This is a genomic window from Paraburkholderia caffeinitolerans (assembly GCF_902859945.1).
GTDB classification, from domain to species: Bacteria; Pseudomonadota; Gammaproteobacteria; order Burkholderiales; family Burkholderiaceae; genus Paraburkholderia; species Paraburkholderia caffeinitolerans.
The window spans coordinates 15492-31523 of record NZ_CADIKL010000008.1 but is presented as its reverse complement, the minus strand read 5'-3'; the positions used below and the strand labels follow the sequence as shown (position 1 = coordinate 31523).

11 protein-coding genes are annotated in these 16032 nt (G+C 61.6%); 7 read left to right on the top strand and 4 right to left on the bottom strand.

All coding sequences use genetic code 11. From position 1 onward, the window contains the following. Positions 1-16 precede the first annotated feature (16 nt). Positions 17-787, bottom strand: a complete 771-nt coding sequence (locus tag HV773_RS09990) for a DUF3047 domain-containing protein (RefSeq protein ID WP_175194906.1) — start codon at positions 785-787, stop codon at positions 17-19. A 535-nt stretch (positions 788-1322) separates the two neighbouring features. Between HV773_RS09990 and HV773_RS09985 the strand changes: the two genes are divergently transcribed. Then, positions 1323-2639, top strand: a complete 1317-nt coding sequence (locus HV773_RS09985; RefSeq protein ID WP_175194904.1) for a hypothetical protein — start codon at positions 1323-1325, stop codon at positions 2637-2639. Between the two features lie 516 nt (positions 2640-3155). On the opposite strand, the gene HV773_RS09980 is transcribed toward HV773_RS09985, so the two are convergent. Together HV773_RS09980 and HV773_RS09975 are read right to left on the bottom strand one after the other, a co-directional pair. Further along, complete coding sequence (locus HV773_RS09980; protein ID WP_175194902.1) at positions 3156-4310, bottom strand: branched-chain amino acid ABC transporter substrate-binding protein; 1155 nt, start codon at positions 4308-4310, stop codon at positions 3156-3158. Between the two features lie 196 nt (positions 4311-4506). Then, the gene (locus HV773_RS09975) at positions 4507-6075 is read right to left on the bottom strand and encodes a methyl-accepting chemotaxis protein (protein ID WP_175194900.1); all 1569 of its coding nucleotides are present in this window, start codon (positions 6073-6075) and stop codon (positions 4507-4509) included. Between the two features lie 721 nt (positions 6076-6796). On the opposite strand from HV773_RS09975, the gene HV773_RS09970 reads away from it, so the two are divergent. Next, positions 6797-6994, top strand: coding sequence for a hypothetical protein (locus HV773_RS09970; protein WP_175194898.1), 198 nt, complete (start codon positions 6797-6799; stop codon positions 6992-6994). A 28-nt stretch (positions 6995-7022) separates the two neighbouring features. Next, positions 7023-7271 carry a hypothetical protein gene (locus HV773_RS09965; protein WP_175194896.1) on the top strand — a complete coding sequence of 83 codons (249 nt, stop codon included), beginning with the start codon at positions 7023-7025 and terminating at the stop codon, positions 7269-7271. Between the two features lie 64 nt (positions 7272-7335). Here HV773_RS09965 and HV773_RS09960 read toward each other — a convergent pair whose 3' ends face one another. Continuing rightward, a complete protein-coding gene (locus HV773_RS09960) occupies positions 7336-8241 on the bottom strand; it encodes a LysR family transcriptional regulator (protein ID WP_175194894.1) in 906 nt (301 codons plus the stop codon). A 101-nt stretch (positions 8242-8342) separates the two neighbouring features. On the opposite strand from HV773_RS09960, the gene HV773_RS09955 reads away from it, so the two are divergent. The 4 genes from HV773_RS09955 (at position 8343) to HV773_RS09940 (ending at position 16012) form a co-directional block, all read left to right on the top strand. Beyond that, the gene (locus HV773_RS09955) at positions 8343-11924 is read left to right on the top strand and encodes an indolepyruvate ferredoxin oxidoreductase family protein (protein ID WP_175194892.1); all 3582 of its coding nucleotides are present in this window, start codon (positions 8343-8345) and stop codon (positions 11922-11924) included. 160 nt (positions 11925-12084) lie between these two features. Beyond that, positions 12085-13905, top strand: coding sequence for a chloride channel protein (locus HV773_RS09950; protein WP_175194889.1), 1821 nt, complete (start codon positions 12085-12087; stop codon positions 13903-13905). A gap of 131 nt (positions 13906-14036) precedes the next feature. Then, the gene (locus HV773_RS09945) at positions 14037-14525 is read left to right on the top strand and encodes a DUF305 domain-containing protein (protein WP_377731289.1); all 489 of its coding nucleotides are present in this window, start codon (positions 14037-14039) and stop codon (positions 14523-14525) included. Further along, the gene (locus tag HV773_RS09940) at positions 14525-16012 is read left to right on the top strand and encodes a YncE family protein (RefSeq protein ID WP_175194888.1); all 1488 of its coding nucleotides are present in this window, start codon (positions 14525-14527) and stop codon (positions 16010-16012) included. The genes HV773_RS09945 and HV773_RS09940 overlap by 1 nt, the downstream gene beginning before the upstream one ends. Positions 16013-16032: the final 20 nt, after the last annotated feature.

The window sequence follows — 16032 nt, the reverse complement described above, 5'->3', positions numbered from 1 at the left end:
CGACTGTTCCAGTGAGTTATGGCCCAGGGAGAAATCGAACGTCTCCATACCATGCCCGCGTCGTAGTGCCGGTGTTGTCGGTATCGGTGAGCAGGCCGTAGCTGGTGATCCGTCCTGGCGGCTCGTGAAAGACTTTCTCATAGTCCTGCACGATGTTGCGACGGAGGGTTTGCCACTGGCCGGCATCGCCCGGTTGGCCGGAAACGACGATCATCTGAACACGGTCCGTGTGAGGGTTGGCGATGACGCTGCCTTGCGCGGCCGAGGTCGACCAGATGTACATAAGCGTCGCGTAGGGCAGGTCTTGGCCGCCCATGCGCTTTGCCATTGCCATGCTCGTGCGAGCAAAAATCGAAAGCTTGCTCACGTCGCCGTCAAATGTAAATACCAGTCGCGTGGGTGCGTCTTCCTTCGAACCGACACGATTGTCGGCGCCCTCGATAGGCTTTTCTGCTTTCCAGCGCCATGCCACGACGGGTGTCTGCGTCAGTTCGATATTGCCTTTATGCATCAGCGCGGAAGCGGAACGATCCGCGTCTGCCTGAAGGACCGTCGTGTTGCCGTCGCGAACTAGTGTGTATTGCGTCATCGCCTTGCCGTGCACCACCGGCAAGTTCTTCCACCCCGCTGGCAGCGGTCCGCCCGGCTCGAGCGTGGAAAAGGCAATACCCGGTGTTTCGTCCTGGGCAGGCAGGGCAAGTGGTGACAGCAAAAAAGCGATGCACGCAGCGATACGGATTGGCCTGGCTGTTCGTTTCCACGCTCGCGTGATCGAGATGCGGTGCATGATGGACCCCGGTAGTCTCCTGGTGTTCATTCATTTTAGTGGATGTAGCCGACGACGGTCCGGCCCGGATGCGGTGCGCCCGCCGTTGTGCGGCCGCAGAACCACGAACTTCCGTGGTCGACCCTAAGCGGCCTTCCACTGTTGTATTGGCATAGCGGCTGTTTCCAAGGTGAAGCGGCCATTCAACCTATAGTGACAGTCGACAAGTCATATGCTTTCGTGGTCATAGAACTTCGTCGGCAAAAAAGCCGCTGAGCGTCACGAACAGGACGCGCAGTTGCGTGCGACTGTCCAACATTCACGCTCGCACTTTCGATTGTGGCGAACACCGCGAGTAGTTGGGACATAAACAACCCCGTTACTGGCCGGGGTGCTTGGCCAGCCTCATGAAATTACTCGCAGCAAAATTTGATCGTACGCGTGATATCGGCTTACTTTTCTTGTAGTATCCCGTCTATTGCCAAAACATCCAAATCATCGTGAGAGACCGCATGTGGACGGAAAATTCTGTTCCGCTGAAACCACCACATCCGCTATGACAGACGAACTAGACCAAGAACGGCATTCATTGAGCGCTACACCTGGCGATGTTCTCCTTTCACGCTGGCGCGTTCCGTACCCAGGGCTAATTCTTCAGGGCTTCAGCAGACAACGTAGATCTGAACCTGAGATTGAACCTTATTTTTCCTTCAAGGTATTGCGCGAGTTTCTTGAATTCCTCGAATTTGTGGTTTGTACCGAGCGGATCATTGTCCCGATCCCAGTCTTCTCAAAGAGGACAGATAGGATAGTCAATAGTAAGCGAAACTGGGTTGATTTTTCTGTTTTTCACCTTAAGGGCGACCTTGACCTAGACGACGAAGCGATCATCGATCGGCTGGCTAAGGCAGGCGTACTACACGCGGCACATATAGGCGTCGGCGATCCCACAGCCGATGATGTTGCGGCCCGCCTCACTCCCACTAGCAGAGCTCTGCAGCGCGAATTTTCAAAGTTCTTGGCGATAGAGCAGCCGAGGCGTAGGGCCCACCTTCCGTTCGCGGCTGCTCAGATGGCATTTTGGTACGGAGCCCCGCTGCATGTAGCAGAATCAGCTTCGTTGGCTCGCGTCCCATATATTTTATCTCACGTTGATGAGAAAAATCTCGCCGGCTACGAAGGTGAACTGCTTCGAATTCGAAAAGGGGCGACAGAGCTACTTCTAGATCGATTGAATGCTGGTGCGAAACGCGAAATATCCAAGCTTGCCGAACTTGGAGCTGCGGTGAATTTTCCCGAAACGCCAATTGCATCGATGATCGTGCGAAACGCTACGTCTCCTTCTGGGTTAATCGACGCTGCATTGGAGCTGCGTAGGGAATTTGCAGAGTACCGCGCGCAGATGAATCAATTGGAAAGCGATCTTACTGACCCTGACGTTCCCCTAAAAAGGCGACTAAAACGAGCGAGAGAGCTTGACCTATTGGCCAATTCACTTTGGCCGGATGAAAGGCAAGACCTTCGGACTGCGGCGACTTCTGTGTCTGAGGCGTTTCTTGCCATTCCCGAAGTTATCGCGTCCCCTTCCGTCAAAACAGTAAAGACGCTTGCCGAGAAGCTGATCTCTCTCCCGGTTGAGAGAGTCGTCGATGTATACCGTAAGCGACGTGTCCGTCTGTTAATGAAAGCTAGGCGCCAATTTCTTCATGCACCGGATCTTTCCGGAAGACTCGCCAAGATATTTGATATTCCATTCGAGGTCGTTGAGCGATCGCGCCACCTTTCCGAACCTCGGCAATCGTCACGACACTCCAAGCTTCACCTTTCAGTGGCGGAAAAATGGCAGGATAGTGACGAAACTGACGTGGCCTAAGTCACGCGGTACGCCTGAGAAAATTACCTCAAGAAGGAAGTTCGATTTTATGCAGTCGCTCACATACGTGAATCGAATTGCCGTTCGCAGGCCGCAGCGGACGTTCGAGTGTCAGTGCCGCAAAGCTAACGAATGACACTTCATGGCCGATAGTGTTGAAAAACTCCTATCTCCGCGGAGCAGGACCGACTCGCGAAAAATCGGCCTCTCAGATCGCTCTACAAGCCGCTCGTGAGCATCGGTTAGGGGTAAGAGGACCCACGAAAACCTCGTTGAACTCGTGGTCGGGGAGTTTTTCAACACTATCGGCCGATTACAGCCTGTCCGCAATCGGCCTCCACGGAAATCCGCGAAGAACCTAAAAAAGACTATCCGTGTCTCGCGGACGTCGAACTCGTGTTCGAATGAAGGCCGGTGGCAACAACCGCCAGGCCAGAAGATTGCTAGACCCGCACTGAAATAGAAACGCGCCGCACTCGCGAAACACACGAGCGCGGCGCGCGAGTATCTTATGCCTTACTTCTTCGTACCCACGGTCTGCAATGGCACCCACTTGCCGCCCTGGACCTTGTACACCGTCACGCCGCCGTACTTCAGGTCTCCGTACTGATCGTACGAGAGCTCGCTGGTGGTAACACCCTTCATGTTCGTCGCCTTCAGCGCGGTAAGGAACACATGCGGATCGGTCGAGTCCGCCTTCTTCATGGCATTAAACACGGCCATCGTGCCGTCGTACGCGTACGGCGCGTACAGTTCCACCGGGTGATTGAAGCGCTTTTCATAACGCTCGGCAAACGCCTTGCCGCCCGGCATCTGGTCGAGCGGGCTGCCTTCCGATGCGGCCAGCGTACCTTCAGCCGACTCGCCCGCAATCTTGATCAGGTTTTCCGACTGAACCATGTCCGGCCCGATCAGCGTCGACTTGATCGCCAGCGAGCGCATCTGCTTGAGCATCGGCGCGGCCTGGGTGTCGGCGCCGCCGTAGAACACCGCATCCACGTTTGCCGACTTGATCCTCGTGAGAATCGCGCGGAAGTCCACGGCCTTGTCGTTCGTGAATTCCTGATCGACGATGGTCGCGCCCGCTGCCTTGGCGGCCTTGGTGAACTCCACGGCCACGCCTTGCCCGTAGGCGGTGCGGTCGTCGACGATCGCAATGCGCTTGAACTTGAGACCCTTCACCGCGTAGTCGCCCAGCACGCTGCCCAACTGCGTATCCGAAGTCAGCAGACGGAACGTGGTGGGCAGGCCAAGACGCGTGTAGGTGGGCGCCGTGGCCATGGCGATTTCGGGGATGCCCGCCTTCGCGTAGATCGGCGCGGCCGGAAGGCTGGTGCCCGAGTTGTAGTGGCCGATCACGGCGGCCACGCCGTCGTCCACGAGCTTTTGCGCGACCGTCGTGCCGGTGCGCGGGTCGGCCTGGTCGTCCTGAGCGTCAAGGACGAAATGCACGGGCTTGCCGCCGATGACCGGGTTGGTGGCGTTCATGTCCTCGATGGCGAGCTCTACGCCGCTGCGGAAGTCGGCGCCGTAGTGAGCCTGACCACCCGTGAGCGGCGCGGCAAAGCCGATCTTCACGTCGACCGGCGAGGCTGCAAAGGCGCTGGAGGCGCTTGCCAGGGTAAAACCCAAGATACATGCGGCGGAAAGGGCAGTGCGATGAAACGTCATTCTTGTAGTGCTCCTCGATGGTGAATCGTGCTGGTGCCCGCACCTACGATGGCCTTGCAGGCACATGTCTCCTCGCGTTCCGTTTTTACGGTCGGCTGCCACCAATATACGAACCCGGAGCTTGTTGGGTCTTGTGGGAAATAAACCCCGCCGATGCAGAAATCGGCATAGTTGCAAGACCCTGTCCGAGGCAACGTTAGCCACGCGCGTCCGCTGTCGTTCTGAACACCGCGACCGCTTCCTGAAGACGATGCGACTGCTCCTCCAGCGATTGCGTGGCCGCAGCCGCTTGTTCTACTAGTGCTGCGTTCTGCTGGGTCTTGTCGTCCATCTGTGCGACGGCGGCATTGATCTGTTCCAGCCCATTGCTCTGGTCCGCTGCCGCCGCCGCGATCTCGTGAACGATGCTGGTCACGCGTCCGATCGCGCTTTGTGCTTCGCTGATCGTCGCGCCGGTGGCCTCGACGAGTTCCGCACCGTTGCCCACGCGCTCGACCGCCTGGCCAATCAACGCGCGGATTTCCTTTGCCGCGTTCGCGCTGCGCTGGGCGAGCGTGCGCACCTCGGCCGCCACCACGGCGAAGCCGCGGCCTTGCTCGCCGGCGCGCGCCGCTTCCACGGCGGCATTCAGCGCAAGAATGTTGGTTTGAAACGCAATGCCCTCGATCACGCCGATGATGTCGACCATCTTGCGCGATTCGTCGCGAATCTCCTGCATGGTTGCGACGGCGCGCGTGACCATGTCGCCTCCGCGGTTCGTGATCTGTGCGGCAGTGCCGGCCAACTCGCTCGCTGCCCGTGCGTTTTCCGAGGTGTCGCGCACCATTCCAGTCAACTGATGCATGCTCGACGCCGCTTCTTGCAGCGCAGCGGCCTGGCTTTCGGTACGCGCGGACAAGTCCATGTTGCCGTTCGCAATTTCGCCCGCAGCGGCCGCGACGTTGCCGGCGCTTGCCCGTATCTGCGCGACAGTCATCGCAAGTGCGTCGCGCATCTGCCTGATCGCGAACATCAGGCTGCGTTGATCCTTCTCGCGAATGGCGAAAGGTGTCGCCAGGTCACCGGCGGCAATCGCACCGGCCATGTGCGCTGCCGTGCGAGGATCGCCGCCGATCGTGTGCTCGATGCTGCGGTTCGTGTACACGACGATCAGCGCGAGCAGCGCGGCCACCACGGCGAACACACCGCCCGACACGTAGAGCGACTGGATGAATGCACCTTCGATGTCGTCGATGTAGGCGCCTGTCGAGATGATCCAGTCCCACGGCGCGTAGCGAATGACATAGCCGAGCTTGTCGACAGCCTTGGCCGGCACGACGTTCGGATGCGGAAACACATAGTCGACGAAACCGCCCGCCGGGGACTGGGCAACGGACGCGAAGCTCAGGTAATGGTGCCGGCCATCGGCGTCCGCCACCTGAGAGAGGTCCTTGCCCTCGGTGCCAGGCTTGATCGGATGCATGATCATGCGGGGCGCCGAATCGATCACGAGCAGGTAGCCGTCGCTGCCGTAGCGCAGGCCGCGCAACCGTTCCAGCGCTTCCTTGCGCGCCTGCGCCGGCGTGAGCGCACCGCCTTGCGCAAGCGCGGCATATTCCTCGACGATGCTGAGTCCGACCTGCGCGATATTCTTCAGATCATTGCGGCGCTCCTCCATGCGTGTCTGATAGGAGAGCCATGCGGAGCCGATCGATACAAGGAGCAGTGCGGTCAGGCTGACTACGAGCGGTAGCCAGAGTTTTTGCCGGAAGCTGAGCGTGTACATCGAGGAATATTTCCTGGTAGGTCGTACCGTTGATTCGGTCGTGAGAATGCTCATTACGAACCTTTCCTAACGGCACGACAAACCGTTGATTGATAGTGTTAAACCCGCATGAAAACGAGTTGCATATTATTCAGGATGCCGACGCAATAATGCTGTCTGGTAATGCGCCATACGCATTGAAATGCCAGTTCACCTATGGCCCGATTCGCTCCGACCCCGCTAAGAGGCCGCTGCCATCAGAGGCCTGCCAGCGCACTCGCAACACGAGTGAGCGACAGTCATGAATTGGGGAAACCCCCAAATGCGATGCATGAACGGGACAGATTTAACAAAGTTAGAATTAACACTCTAAATTGATCGGCGCATCGATATGCAGGCAGCGGAGCTTCTGGCTGCTGTGACGCCGGTCATTGGCCGCTGTGGCAACGGCCAGCCTGTTGATGCGAAACGGGTGACGATGCGTGACTGTTCCTGAAAGAACGTCTTTTGCCACTACGCCGGAATCCAGCGCGGCTGTCCTGCTCGCCCTGGCCGGCCCCGTTGCGCCTGCAACGGTTTTGGCCCCGCAAAAACGACGACGCCCTTTTCCGGGGCGTCACGTATCGGCTGGATAGCCGACGTCCCCGCGCCACACGGCGCTCCATCGACAGTGCTGACATGCAGCCGCCGCTGCGGGTATTTGTTCATTCTGTTTTCGGCTTTACGGGTGGAAGGTAGTGTCATGTTGAGTCCTCACGAGCTTGCTACGCTGATGCTGGTGAAGAGTGCGCCCGACTGGATCGAGCCGGACCGAATCGAGCTTGGCGCGCTTCGCGAGCTTCAGTTGATCGACATCGGTCCGCCGGAATTCGGCGCTCCGCTACCTCGCGTGACGCCGCGTGGCGATGCGCTATTGCGCGCGGTGGCGCGCGTGCGCTAGGTGGTGCGGCAGGCAACGGGGATCTATCTTGAGCAACGATTTCGCCGAAAAAGATCTGGCGCACATTGGCAATGTTCTCTGCTATCTGGAGCAGTCGGCGGTGGGCGCGCGCGCGCCTGAAACTGGCCCGATGACTCGTCTCGACTATTGGCAGGCCAGGGTCCGCGCGATCCTGGCCACGCCGGCGCTGCCGATGCACGCGCAGAGGCAGGCCAAAGACCTGCTCGCGCGTCTCGACCGGCTGAAAGACTTGCGCCGATGCGCAACCAGCCCATGATGCGCCAGGGCATCGACTTCGAGTTTGAGCGTTGGATGCTCGAGTTTTATCGCCGTGCGCGGGCTCACGCACCGCACGCATGAATCAGAAACTGTTGCAGCGCGGCGGCGGGCCCGCTCATTTGCGCATTCTTCTGCCAGATCATGCCGGCTTCCATGGGCGGAATCGCGTCGAGAATGGGGCGCGCCTCAATGCGCTTGCCTTCGAGCGACCACGGGCGAAACACCATATCCGATAGCACCGTCACGCCAAAACCGTGGGCGACGAGCCCGCGCAGCGCCTCCATCGAAGAGGTGCGGAACGCGATATTGGGCTTGGCGCTTTTCTTCTTCCAGTAGCGCAGCGTCGACTGCTCGGCCTCGTCCACCGTGATCAGAATATAGGGGTGCGCGGCGATGTCTTTCAGCGACGGCGCGTCGGTCTGCGCGAGCGGATGCGAAGGCGCCATCCACAACTGCCGCCGCGAGCGATTGAGTACATGGCTGCCGAAGCGGCTCAGGCGCTCGACGTTCGACAGCAGCACCACGCCCAGATCCAGTTCGCCGTTCAGCACCGCGGTCTCGATGTCGGGGCGCTCGCGGTCCTGCAAGTCGAAATCCACGAACGGGTACGTCGCCCGAAAGCGCGCGAGCAATTCGGGCAGGAAATAACCGAGCAGCGTATAGGTTGCCGCAATGCGCACGGTCCCGCGCATGTCGTGCGCCCGAAACGGCGGTTTGTGCACTGCATCACGCGCGGCGTCCAGCACGCGGCGCGCGTGATTGTAGAAATCCTGACCGTCCGGCGTGAGCACGACGCCATGGGGCAGGCGCTCGAAGAGCCGCGTGTCCAAGCCGCTTTCCAACGCGAGCACCGCATTGGTGATCGCCGATTGCGAGACGTGCTCGTTGGCTGCCGCCATCGAGAACTGGCCCGTTTGCGCCGCCGCCACGAAGTAGCGGAGCTGCCGCAGAGTGAGATCGAACGCCATCTGTTTTTCGCATATCAGAGTTGCCTATTTGTGATTTTACGATACGAATATGGCTTCCTATACTCGCCGGAAAACGATCATCCATTGGAGACAAAACCCCCATGAATGCGCGCGACCCGATTGCACACGATGCACAGGACGTAACGATCGACTCGCCGGCCACCCCGGTTTCGCTCGACGACAAGTACACGCTCGAACGCGGGCGGGTTTACATCAGTGGCACGCAGGCGCTGGTGCGTTTGCCGATGCTGCAAAAGGCCCGCGACCGCAAGGCGGGCCTGAACACCGCTGGCTTCATTTCGGGCTATCGCGGCTCGCCGCTGGGGGCGCTCGATCAGTCGCTGTGGAAAGCCAAGAAGCATCTGCACGACAACGACATCGTGTTTCAGCCCGGCGTGAACGAAGATCTGGCCGCCACCGCCGTGTGGGGTTCGCAGCAGGTCAACTTGTGGCCGGGCGCGACGCGTGACGGCGTATTCGGCATGTGGTACGGCAAGGGCCCGGGCGTCGACCGTACCGGCGACGTGTTCAAGCATGCGAATTCCGCAGGCAGCGCGGCCCACGGCGGCGTGCTCGTGCTCGCGGGCGACGACCACGCCGCAAAGTCTTCCACGGTCGCGCACCAGTCGGAGCACGCGTTCATCGCGGCGGGCATTCCCGTGCTCTATCCGTCCAACGTGCAGGAGTACATCGACTACGGTCTGCACGGCTGGGCGATGAGCCGCTACTCGGGCCTGTGGGTGGCCATGAAGTGCGTGACCGACGTGATCGAATCCACGGCGTCGATCGATCTCGATCCGGACCGCGTGGAGATCGTCACGCCCGACGACTACGCAATGCCCACGGGCGGCCTCAATATCCGCTGGCCCGATACGCCGCTCGTGCAGGAAGCGCGCTTGCTCGACGAGAAGTGGTATGCGGCGCTCGCCTACGTGCGCGCGAACAAACTCAATCGTGTCGTGATCGATTCGCCGAAGCCGCGCTTCGGCATCATGACCGCGGGCAAGGCCTACCTCGATGTGCGCCAGGCGCTCAGCGACCTCGGCCTCGACGATCAAACGTGCGAGCGGATCGGTTTGCGCGTCATGAAGGTGGGTTGCGTGTGGCCGCTCGATGCGCAGGACGCACGCGCATTCGCCACCGGCCTGGAAGAGATTCTCGTGGTGGAAGAAAAGCGCCAGATTCTCGAATACGCGCTAAAGGAAGAGCTATACAACTGGCGCGAGGACGTGCGCCCGAAGATCTACGGCAAGTTCGACGAACGCGACAATGAAGGCGGCGAATGGTCCGTGCCGCGCGGCAACTGGCTCTTGCCCGCGCATTACGAACTGTCGCCCGCGCTGATCGCGAAGGCCATCGCTCGACGTCTCGCGCGCGCCGACCTGCCCGAAGACGTGCGGGCCCGCATGCTGGCCCGCGTGGCGATCATCGAGGCGAAGGAACGCGAGGCCGCGAAGCCCCAGGTCAGCGCCGAGCGCAAGCCGTGGTTCTGCTCGGGCTGCCCGCACAACACCTCGACCAACGTGCCCGAAGGCTCGCGCGCGCTCGCGGGCATCGGCTGCCATTACATGTCGATCTGGATGGATCGCAAGACCGAAACCTTCAGCCAGATGGGCGGAGAGGGCGTGACGTGGATCGGGCAGATGCACTTTGCCGGCGACAAGCACGTGTTTGCGAATCTCGGCGACGGCACCTATTTCCATTCCGGACTGCTTGCCATTCGCGCGGCCATCGCGGCTAACGCGAACATTACGTACAAGATTCTCTATAACGATGCCGTCGCCATGACGGGCGGCCAGCCTATCGACGGCGTGCTGACCGTTTCGCAGATCGTGCATCAGGTTCACGCCGAAGGTGCGAAGCGTGTCGTGATCGTTTCGGACGAGCCGGAGAAATACGATTCGCGTATCGCGCTGCCGGCGGGCGTGGATATTTTCCACCGCGATGAACTGGACACCGTGCAGCGCACGCTGCGCGAAGTGCCGGGCACGACCGTGCTGATCTACGACCAGACTTGCGCAACGGAAAAGCGCCGCCGCCGCAAGCGCGGCACGTATCCCGATCCCGCACGCCGCGCGTTCATCAACGACGCGGTTTGCGAGGGCTGCGGCGACTGCTCGGTGCAATCGAATTGCCTGTCCGTCGAGCCGCTCGAAACGCCGCTGGGCACCAAGCGCAGGATCAATCAATCGTCGTGCAACAAGGATTTTTCGTGCGTGAAGGGCTTTTGCCCGAGCTTCGTAACGGCCGAAGGCGCGCAGTTGCGCAAGCCGCAGGCCGCGCGTAGCGCCGCCGCGCCCGATTTCGACGCGCTGCCCGCGCCCACGCTGCCCGCGCTCGCACGGCCTTACGGCATTCTCGTCACGGGTGTGGGCGGCACGGGCGTGGTGACCATCGGCGGGCTGATCGGCATGGCCGCGCATATCGAGCGCAAGGGCGTGACCGTGCTCGACATGGCCGGGCTCGCGCAGAAGGGTGGCGCCGTGCTCAGTCACGTGCAGATTGCCTCCGCGCCCAGCGCGCTGCATGCGACGCGCATCGCCACGGGCGAAGCGCGCCTCGTGATCGGTTGCGACGCGCTGGTGAGCGCATCGAACGACGTTCTTTCGCGTACCCAGCATGGCGTAACGGTGGCCGCGGTCAACAGCGGCGCGACGCCCACGGCGGACCTCGTGCGCAATCCCAAGTGGGTATTCCCTGGCGCGCAGACGGAAGCGAGCCTGCGCGAGAGCATTGGCGAGGGCTGCGAGTTTATCGACGCCAATGCACTCGCATTGACGCTGCTGGGCGACACGATTTACAGCAATCCGCTGCTGCTGGGCTTTGCATGGCAGAAGGGCTGGCTGCCGCTTCAGCTTGCGAGCCTGCTGCACGCGATCGAGCTCAACGGCGTGGCGGTCGAGAAGAATCGCCTTGCGTTCAACTGGGGCCGCCATGTGGCGCAACACGGCGAGGCCGCTATTCAGACGCAGGCGAAGCCCACGCAACAGACGATTGTCGTGCGCATGCCGGAGTCGCTGGACACGGTGATCGCCTCGCGCGAAGCGTTGTTGACTGCGTACCAGAACGCGGCTTATGCGCAGCGCTATCGCGACGCCGTCGACCGGATTCGTGCGAAAGAAATGCAAGCTACCGGGAATACGAAGCTGCCGCTTACGCGTTCCGTTGCCGCGAATCTCGCGAAGCTCATGGCCTACAAGGACGAGTACGAAGTCGCGCGTCTCTATGCCGATCCCGCTTACCTTGCGAAGCTGCGCGAGCAATTCGAAGGCGAGCCGGGCCGCGATTACAAGCTGAAATTCCATCTCGCGCCGCCGTTGCTCGCCAAGCGCGATGAACAGGGTCGCTTGAAGAAGAAGCAGTTTGGCCCGTGGGTGCTGCCGGCACTGCGTGCGCTCGCGCGCATGAAGGGGCTGCGCGGCACGTCGCTGGACGTGTTCGGCCACACGGCGGAGCGGCGCGGCGAACGTCAGTTGATTGCCGATTACCTCGCGCTGGTCGAGGAATTCTGCACGACGCTCGATGCCGAACGTCTCACGGCGGCGCTCAAGCTGGCGGGCATTCCCGATGACATTCGCGGTTTCGGCCATGTGAAGGAGAACAATATTCGCGCCGCGGCCAGCAAGCGGGAGCAACTGCTGCGCGAATACCGCAACCCGGTGCGCATGGCGGTAAGCGCGTAATCGCGCGGAAATTTCCACAAGCCGTGCATTGTCCCTCTCGCCGCAAGACGTTCCGCCGGCGAGGGGGATAGAGAGGGACAGAGCGAGATTTTTTGCATCACGCTGTGATATAAATACCCCGTGGGTGCCACCGATCCTCCCGCACCCTCCAAGGGGAATCATGAGCGAGCACAGCGAGCATAAGGGCGATTTCGCAACCGATGTCCGGCTTCTGCGCATCAGCGCCATCGCTGCGGTGGGCGGCGCGCTGAGCACCGTTGCCGCCGACTTTCTGCTGCACCTCATCCGCTTCTTCACGAACCTGTTTTTCTTCCAGACCTTATCGACCGAGAACCACTCGCCGGCGCAAAACACGCTGGGGTGGCTCGTGGTGGCCGCGCCCGTGATCGGCGGGCTGCTGGTGGGGTTGATTGCACGCTTCGGCTCGGAGCAGGTTCGCGGCCACGGTATCCCTGAAGCCATCGAGGCGATTTTGTTCGGCAAGAGCAAGATGTCGCCGAAGGTGGCCGTGCTCAAACCGCTCGCCTCGGCCATCGCGATTGGCAGCGGCGGACCGTTCGGCGCCGAAGGCCCGATCATCATGACGGGCGGCGCGATCGGCTCGCTCATCGCGCAGTTCTTCCATCTGTCGAGCGCAGAAAGAAAGGCCCTGCTGGTGTCGGGCGCCGTCGCCGGCATGACCGCGGTGTTCGGCACGCCGGTGGCCGCCGTGCTGCTTGCCATCGAGTTGCTGCTGTTCGAGCTGCGGCCCCGCAGCCTCCTGCCGGTTGCCATCGCCTGCGCCGTGGCGGGCTTCGCGCGTCCGCTGTTTCTGGGCAGCGGCCCGCTGTTTCCGCTGCATACGATACCGATCGGCCCGATCGGCATCGTTTCGGCGGCCGCTGCCGGGCTGATCGCGGGCGCGCTGTCGTGGGCGTTGTCGACGTCGCTTTACAGGGTGGAGGACCTGTTCGGCAAGCTCCCGATTCACTGGATGTGGTGGCCCGCATTGGGCGCGATTGCCGTGGGCATCGGCGGATATTTTCAGCCGCGCACGCTCGGTGTTGGCTACGACGTGATTGGTGACCTGCTGCAGAATCACCTTGCCGTGCAGGCCGTGATCGGCATCGTCGTGGTGAAGGCCATCATCTGGGTGATCGCGCTGGCCTCGGGCACGTCGGGCGGCGTACTTGCGCCGTTGCTGATGATGGGCGCGGGCGTGGGCGCGCTGGTGGGGCCGTACATGCCGGGCCACGACCCCGCGCTGTGGCCGCTCATCTTCATGGCCGCCGCGCTGGGCGGCATGATGCGCGCGCCCGTGATGGCCGCGGTGTTCGCCTTCGAGCTGACCGGCGACGCCAACGCGTTGCTGCCGCTGCTCGCTGCAGCCGCCGTGGCCTATGGCTTCACGGTCATGTTCATGCGCCGCTCGATCCTGACCGAGAAAATTGCCCGGCGCGGCTATCACATCTACCGCGAATACAGCATCGACCCGCTCGAACGCCATTACGTGGACGAGGTGATGACGCGCACGGTGGTGACGATCGATGCGAGCACAACGGTTTCCAGCGTGCTTGAGGATTATTTCGGCAAGAACCAGAAGTTTCGTGCATTCCCCGTACTCAGGAATGGCGTGCTGGTGGGCATGGTGGATCGCACGCTGCTCGACCGGATTCCGCCGGGCAAGGGCGAAATGCCTATTGGCTCCGCTTTCGCCAGAACGCAGCCTGAGATCGCCTTGCCCGGCGAGACTTGCCGGAACGTGGCGGCGCGGCTTGCCATTACGGGCCTCGACCGCGTGCCAGTCGTGGACGACGAGAAAACCTTGCGTCTGCTCGGCGTGGTGTCGCGGCACGACCTGGTCAAACCTTCGATGCAGGTTTTCGCCGAGGAGCGCGAGATGGAGCAGTTCCGCCAGGTCAGGATTCCGCGCAGCACGCTTTTTGCACCCACGCGCAAGCGCCAGGACGTGCCCGACGAGCACGCCGATGCGAGCCGATAGCACGGCCAACACAAACCTGGCGGAATAACGCCCTCCTGCTTTCGAAGAGAAATATCCGGCATGCCCGGAATAATCTCGCACGCGACTGGTTCACCCCATTGAGACTCAATGACTTGCAGGGGAGAACCATCGTGCGAACAGTCCAGTGCGCCTTCACGGCCGGCATTGCCATTCTTGCGCTGTGCGGCCCGCCTGTATTCGCGGCGGGCTCGCAGACCGTATCCTCCGACGAAGCCTCCTTCATGGCCGAGAACGACGCCGCCATGACCCGGATGATGGACGGCATGTCCGTCAAGCCGACCGGCGACGTCGACCGCGATTTCGTCGCGATGATGGTCCCGCATCATCAAGGCGCCATCGACATGGCCCAGGCCGAGTTGCGCTATGGGCACAACGAACAGTTGCGCCGCATTGCACAAGAGATCGTGGTCGAGCAACAGCAGGAAATCGTTGCCATGCGCCTCGCGCTCGGGCAACCCTTGCCGCCTCCGGCAAGCACGCCCGATCAGCAGCAAGGGCCGGCCTCCAGCCCCGCAGTCCACCTTCATCCGTCGCCACACCAGGGCATGCAGATGCGCATGCCAAATTCCGCACCGAATTCCACACAGAAGGAACCGTGATGAAACGCCTATCGTTTTGCACCGTCGCAATGTCGGCGGCGGCTATGGCAGCCGCGCAATTGGCGTGGGCTGGACAGGCCCCCGGCTTGCTATCCGCCCCCGACATTCCTGTGAGTCATCACGATCGCGTATATGCCGCCGAGCAGTTCTCGAACACGGTCTCGGTGATCGACCCGGCCGATAACAAGCTGCTTGGTCTGATTCGCCTCGGCGATCCGTCGCCGGGAAATTTCAGCCCGTTATACAAGGGGCAATTGCTCGTGCATGGCATGGGCTACGCGCCGGACCATCGCACGATCGCGGTGGTGTCGATCGGCTCGAACTCGGTTTCGTTCATCGATACGCAGACCAATGCCGTCAAGCACGTCACCTATGTAGGCCGCTCGCCGCACGAGGCGTTCTTCACACCTGACGGCAAGGAAGTGTGGGTGACCGTGCGCGGTGAGAATTATGTCGCGGTGCTCGACGGGACGACGTACGAGGAGAAAACGCGCATCACCGTTCCTGCCGGCCCAGGCATGCAGATTTTCTCGCCCGACGGGAAGTACGGTTATGTGTGCTCGTCATTCAATCCGCAGACCGAGGTGATTTCCGTGGCCGACCACAAGATCGTGGGTACGGTCAAGCAGGCCAGTCCGTTCTGCCCGGATCTTGCCGCCACGCCGGACGGCAAGCAGGTCTGGTTCACGCTCAAGGATGTGGGCAAGGTGCAGGTGTTCGACGCCAAGCCGCCGTTCGCGATGCTCAAGACCATCGACACAGGGCCGATCACGAATCACGTGAACATCGTGCATAACGCGAAGGGCACGTTCGCCTATGTAACGGTAGGAGGACTGAATGTTGTGAAGGTGTTCCGGACCGACGACTTCTCGCAGGTCGCGACGATTCCGGTCGGCAGCCTGCCGCACGGTCTTTGGCCATCGGGCGACGGCAGCCGCATTTATGTCGGCCTGGAAAACGCCGATGCGATGACCGCCATCGACACGCTCACGAACACCGTGATTGCCACGGTGCCGATTGGCCAGGCGCCGCAGGCCGTCACTTATGTGCCGGACGCCGTACCGCAAGGCGATGGCACGCAGAACCTGCAACCGCTGGGCCTCGCGGGGCAGAGCGCGCACGTTGTGCTGGTGCCGGTGGGTTCGGTGGCTTCGGGCGGGGCCACGGACGCCGCGCACGCGCCCACCACGGTTGCGTTGTTCGAACAGGGGCTCGTGCAGGTTCTGCAGGCTGCCGTGACCGGCTTGCAGCCGAAACAGCCCTATGCACTGGGACTGGCCGACCATCCGGACGGCAGTGGCGACGTGCAGGTGCTCGCGAACTTCATGACGAACCCGGCGGGTTCGGCGATCGTCAATGCGCTCGGGCAGATCCGTCAACTGGTCACGCCGGGCATGGGCGCCTCCGGCGATAAGCGCCGCTATCTCGTGGTGGCGCCGGTGGTGGAGGGCAAGCTGGGTGCGCCCGTGCAGGCGCAGACGTTATGAACGGGCAGGGCGCGCCCGCT

Coding starts and splice junctions, on each gene's coding strand:
- HV773_RS09990 (WP_175194906.1), bottom strand. CDS start 787: ATGCACCGCATCTCGATCACGCGAGCGTGGAAACGAACAGCCAGGCCA.
- HV773_RS09985 (WP_175194904.1), top strand. CDS start 1,323: ATGACAGACGAACTAGACCAAGAACGGCATTCATTGAGCGCTACACCT.
- HV773_RS09980 (WP_175194902.1), bottom strand. CDS start 4,310: ATGACGTTTCATCGCACTGCCCTTTCCGCCGCATGTATCTTGGGTTTT.
- HV773_RS09975 (WP_175194900.1), bottom strand. CDS start 6,075: ATGTACACGCTCAGCTTCCGGCAAAAACTCTGGCTACCGCTCGTAGTC.
- HV773_RS09970 (WP_175194898.1), top strand. CDS start 6,797: ATGTTGAGTCCTCACGAGCTTGCTACGCTGATGCTGGTGAAGAGTGCG.
- HV773_RS09960 (WP_175194894.1), bottom strand. CDS start 8,241: ATGGCGTTCGATCTCACTCTGCGGCAGCTCCGCTACTTCGTGGCGGCG.
- HV773_RS09955 (WP_175194892.1), top strand. CDS start 8,343: ATGAATGCGCGCGACCCGATTGCACACGATGCACAGGACGTAACGATC.
- HV773_RS09950 (WP_175194889.1), top strand. CDS start 12,085: ATGAGCGAGCACAGCGAGCATAAGGGCGATTTCGCAACCGATGTCCGG.
- HV773_RS09940 (WP_175194888.1), top strand. CDS start 14,525: ATGAAACGCCTATCGTTTTGCACCGTCGCAATGTCGGCGGCGGCTATG.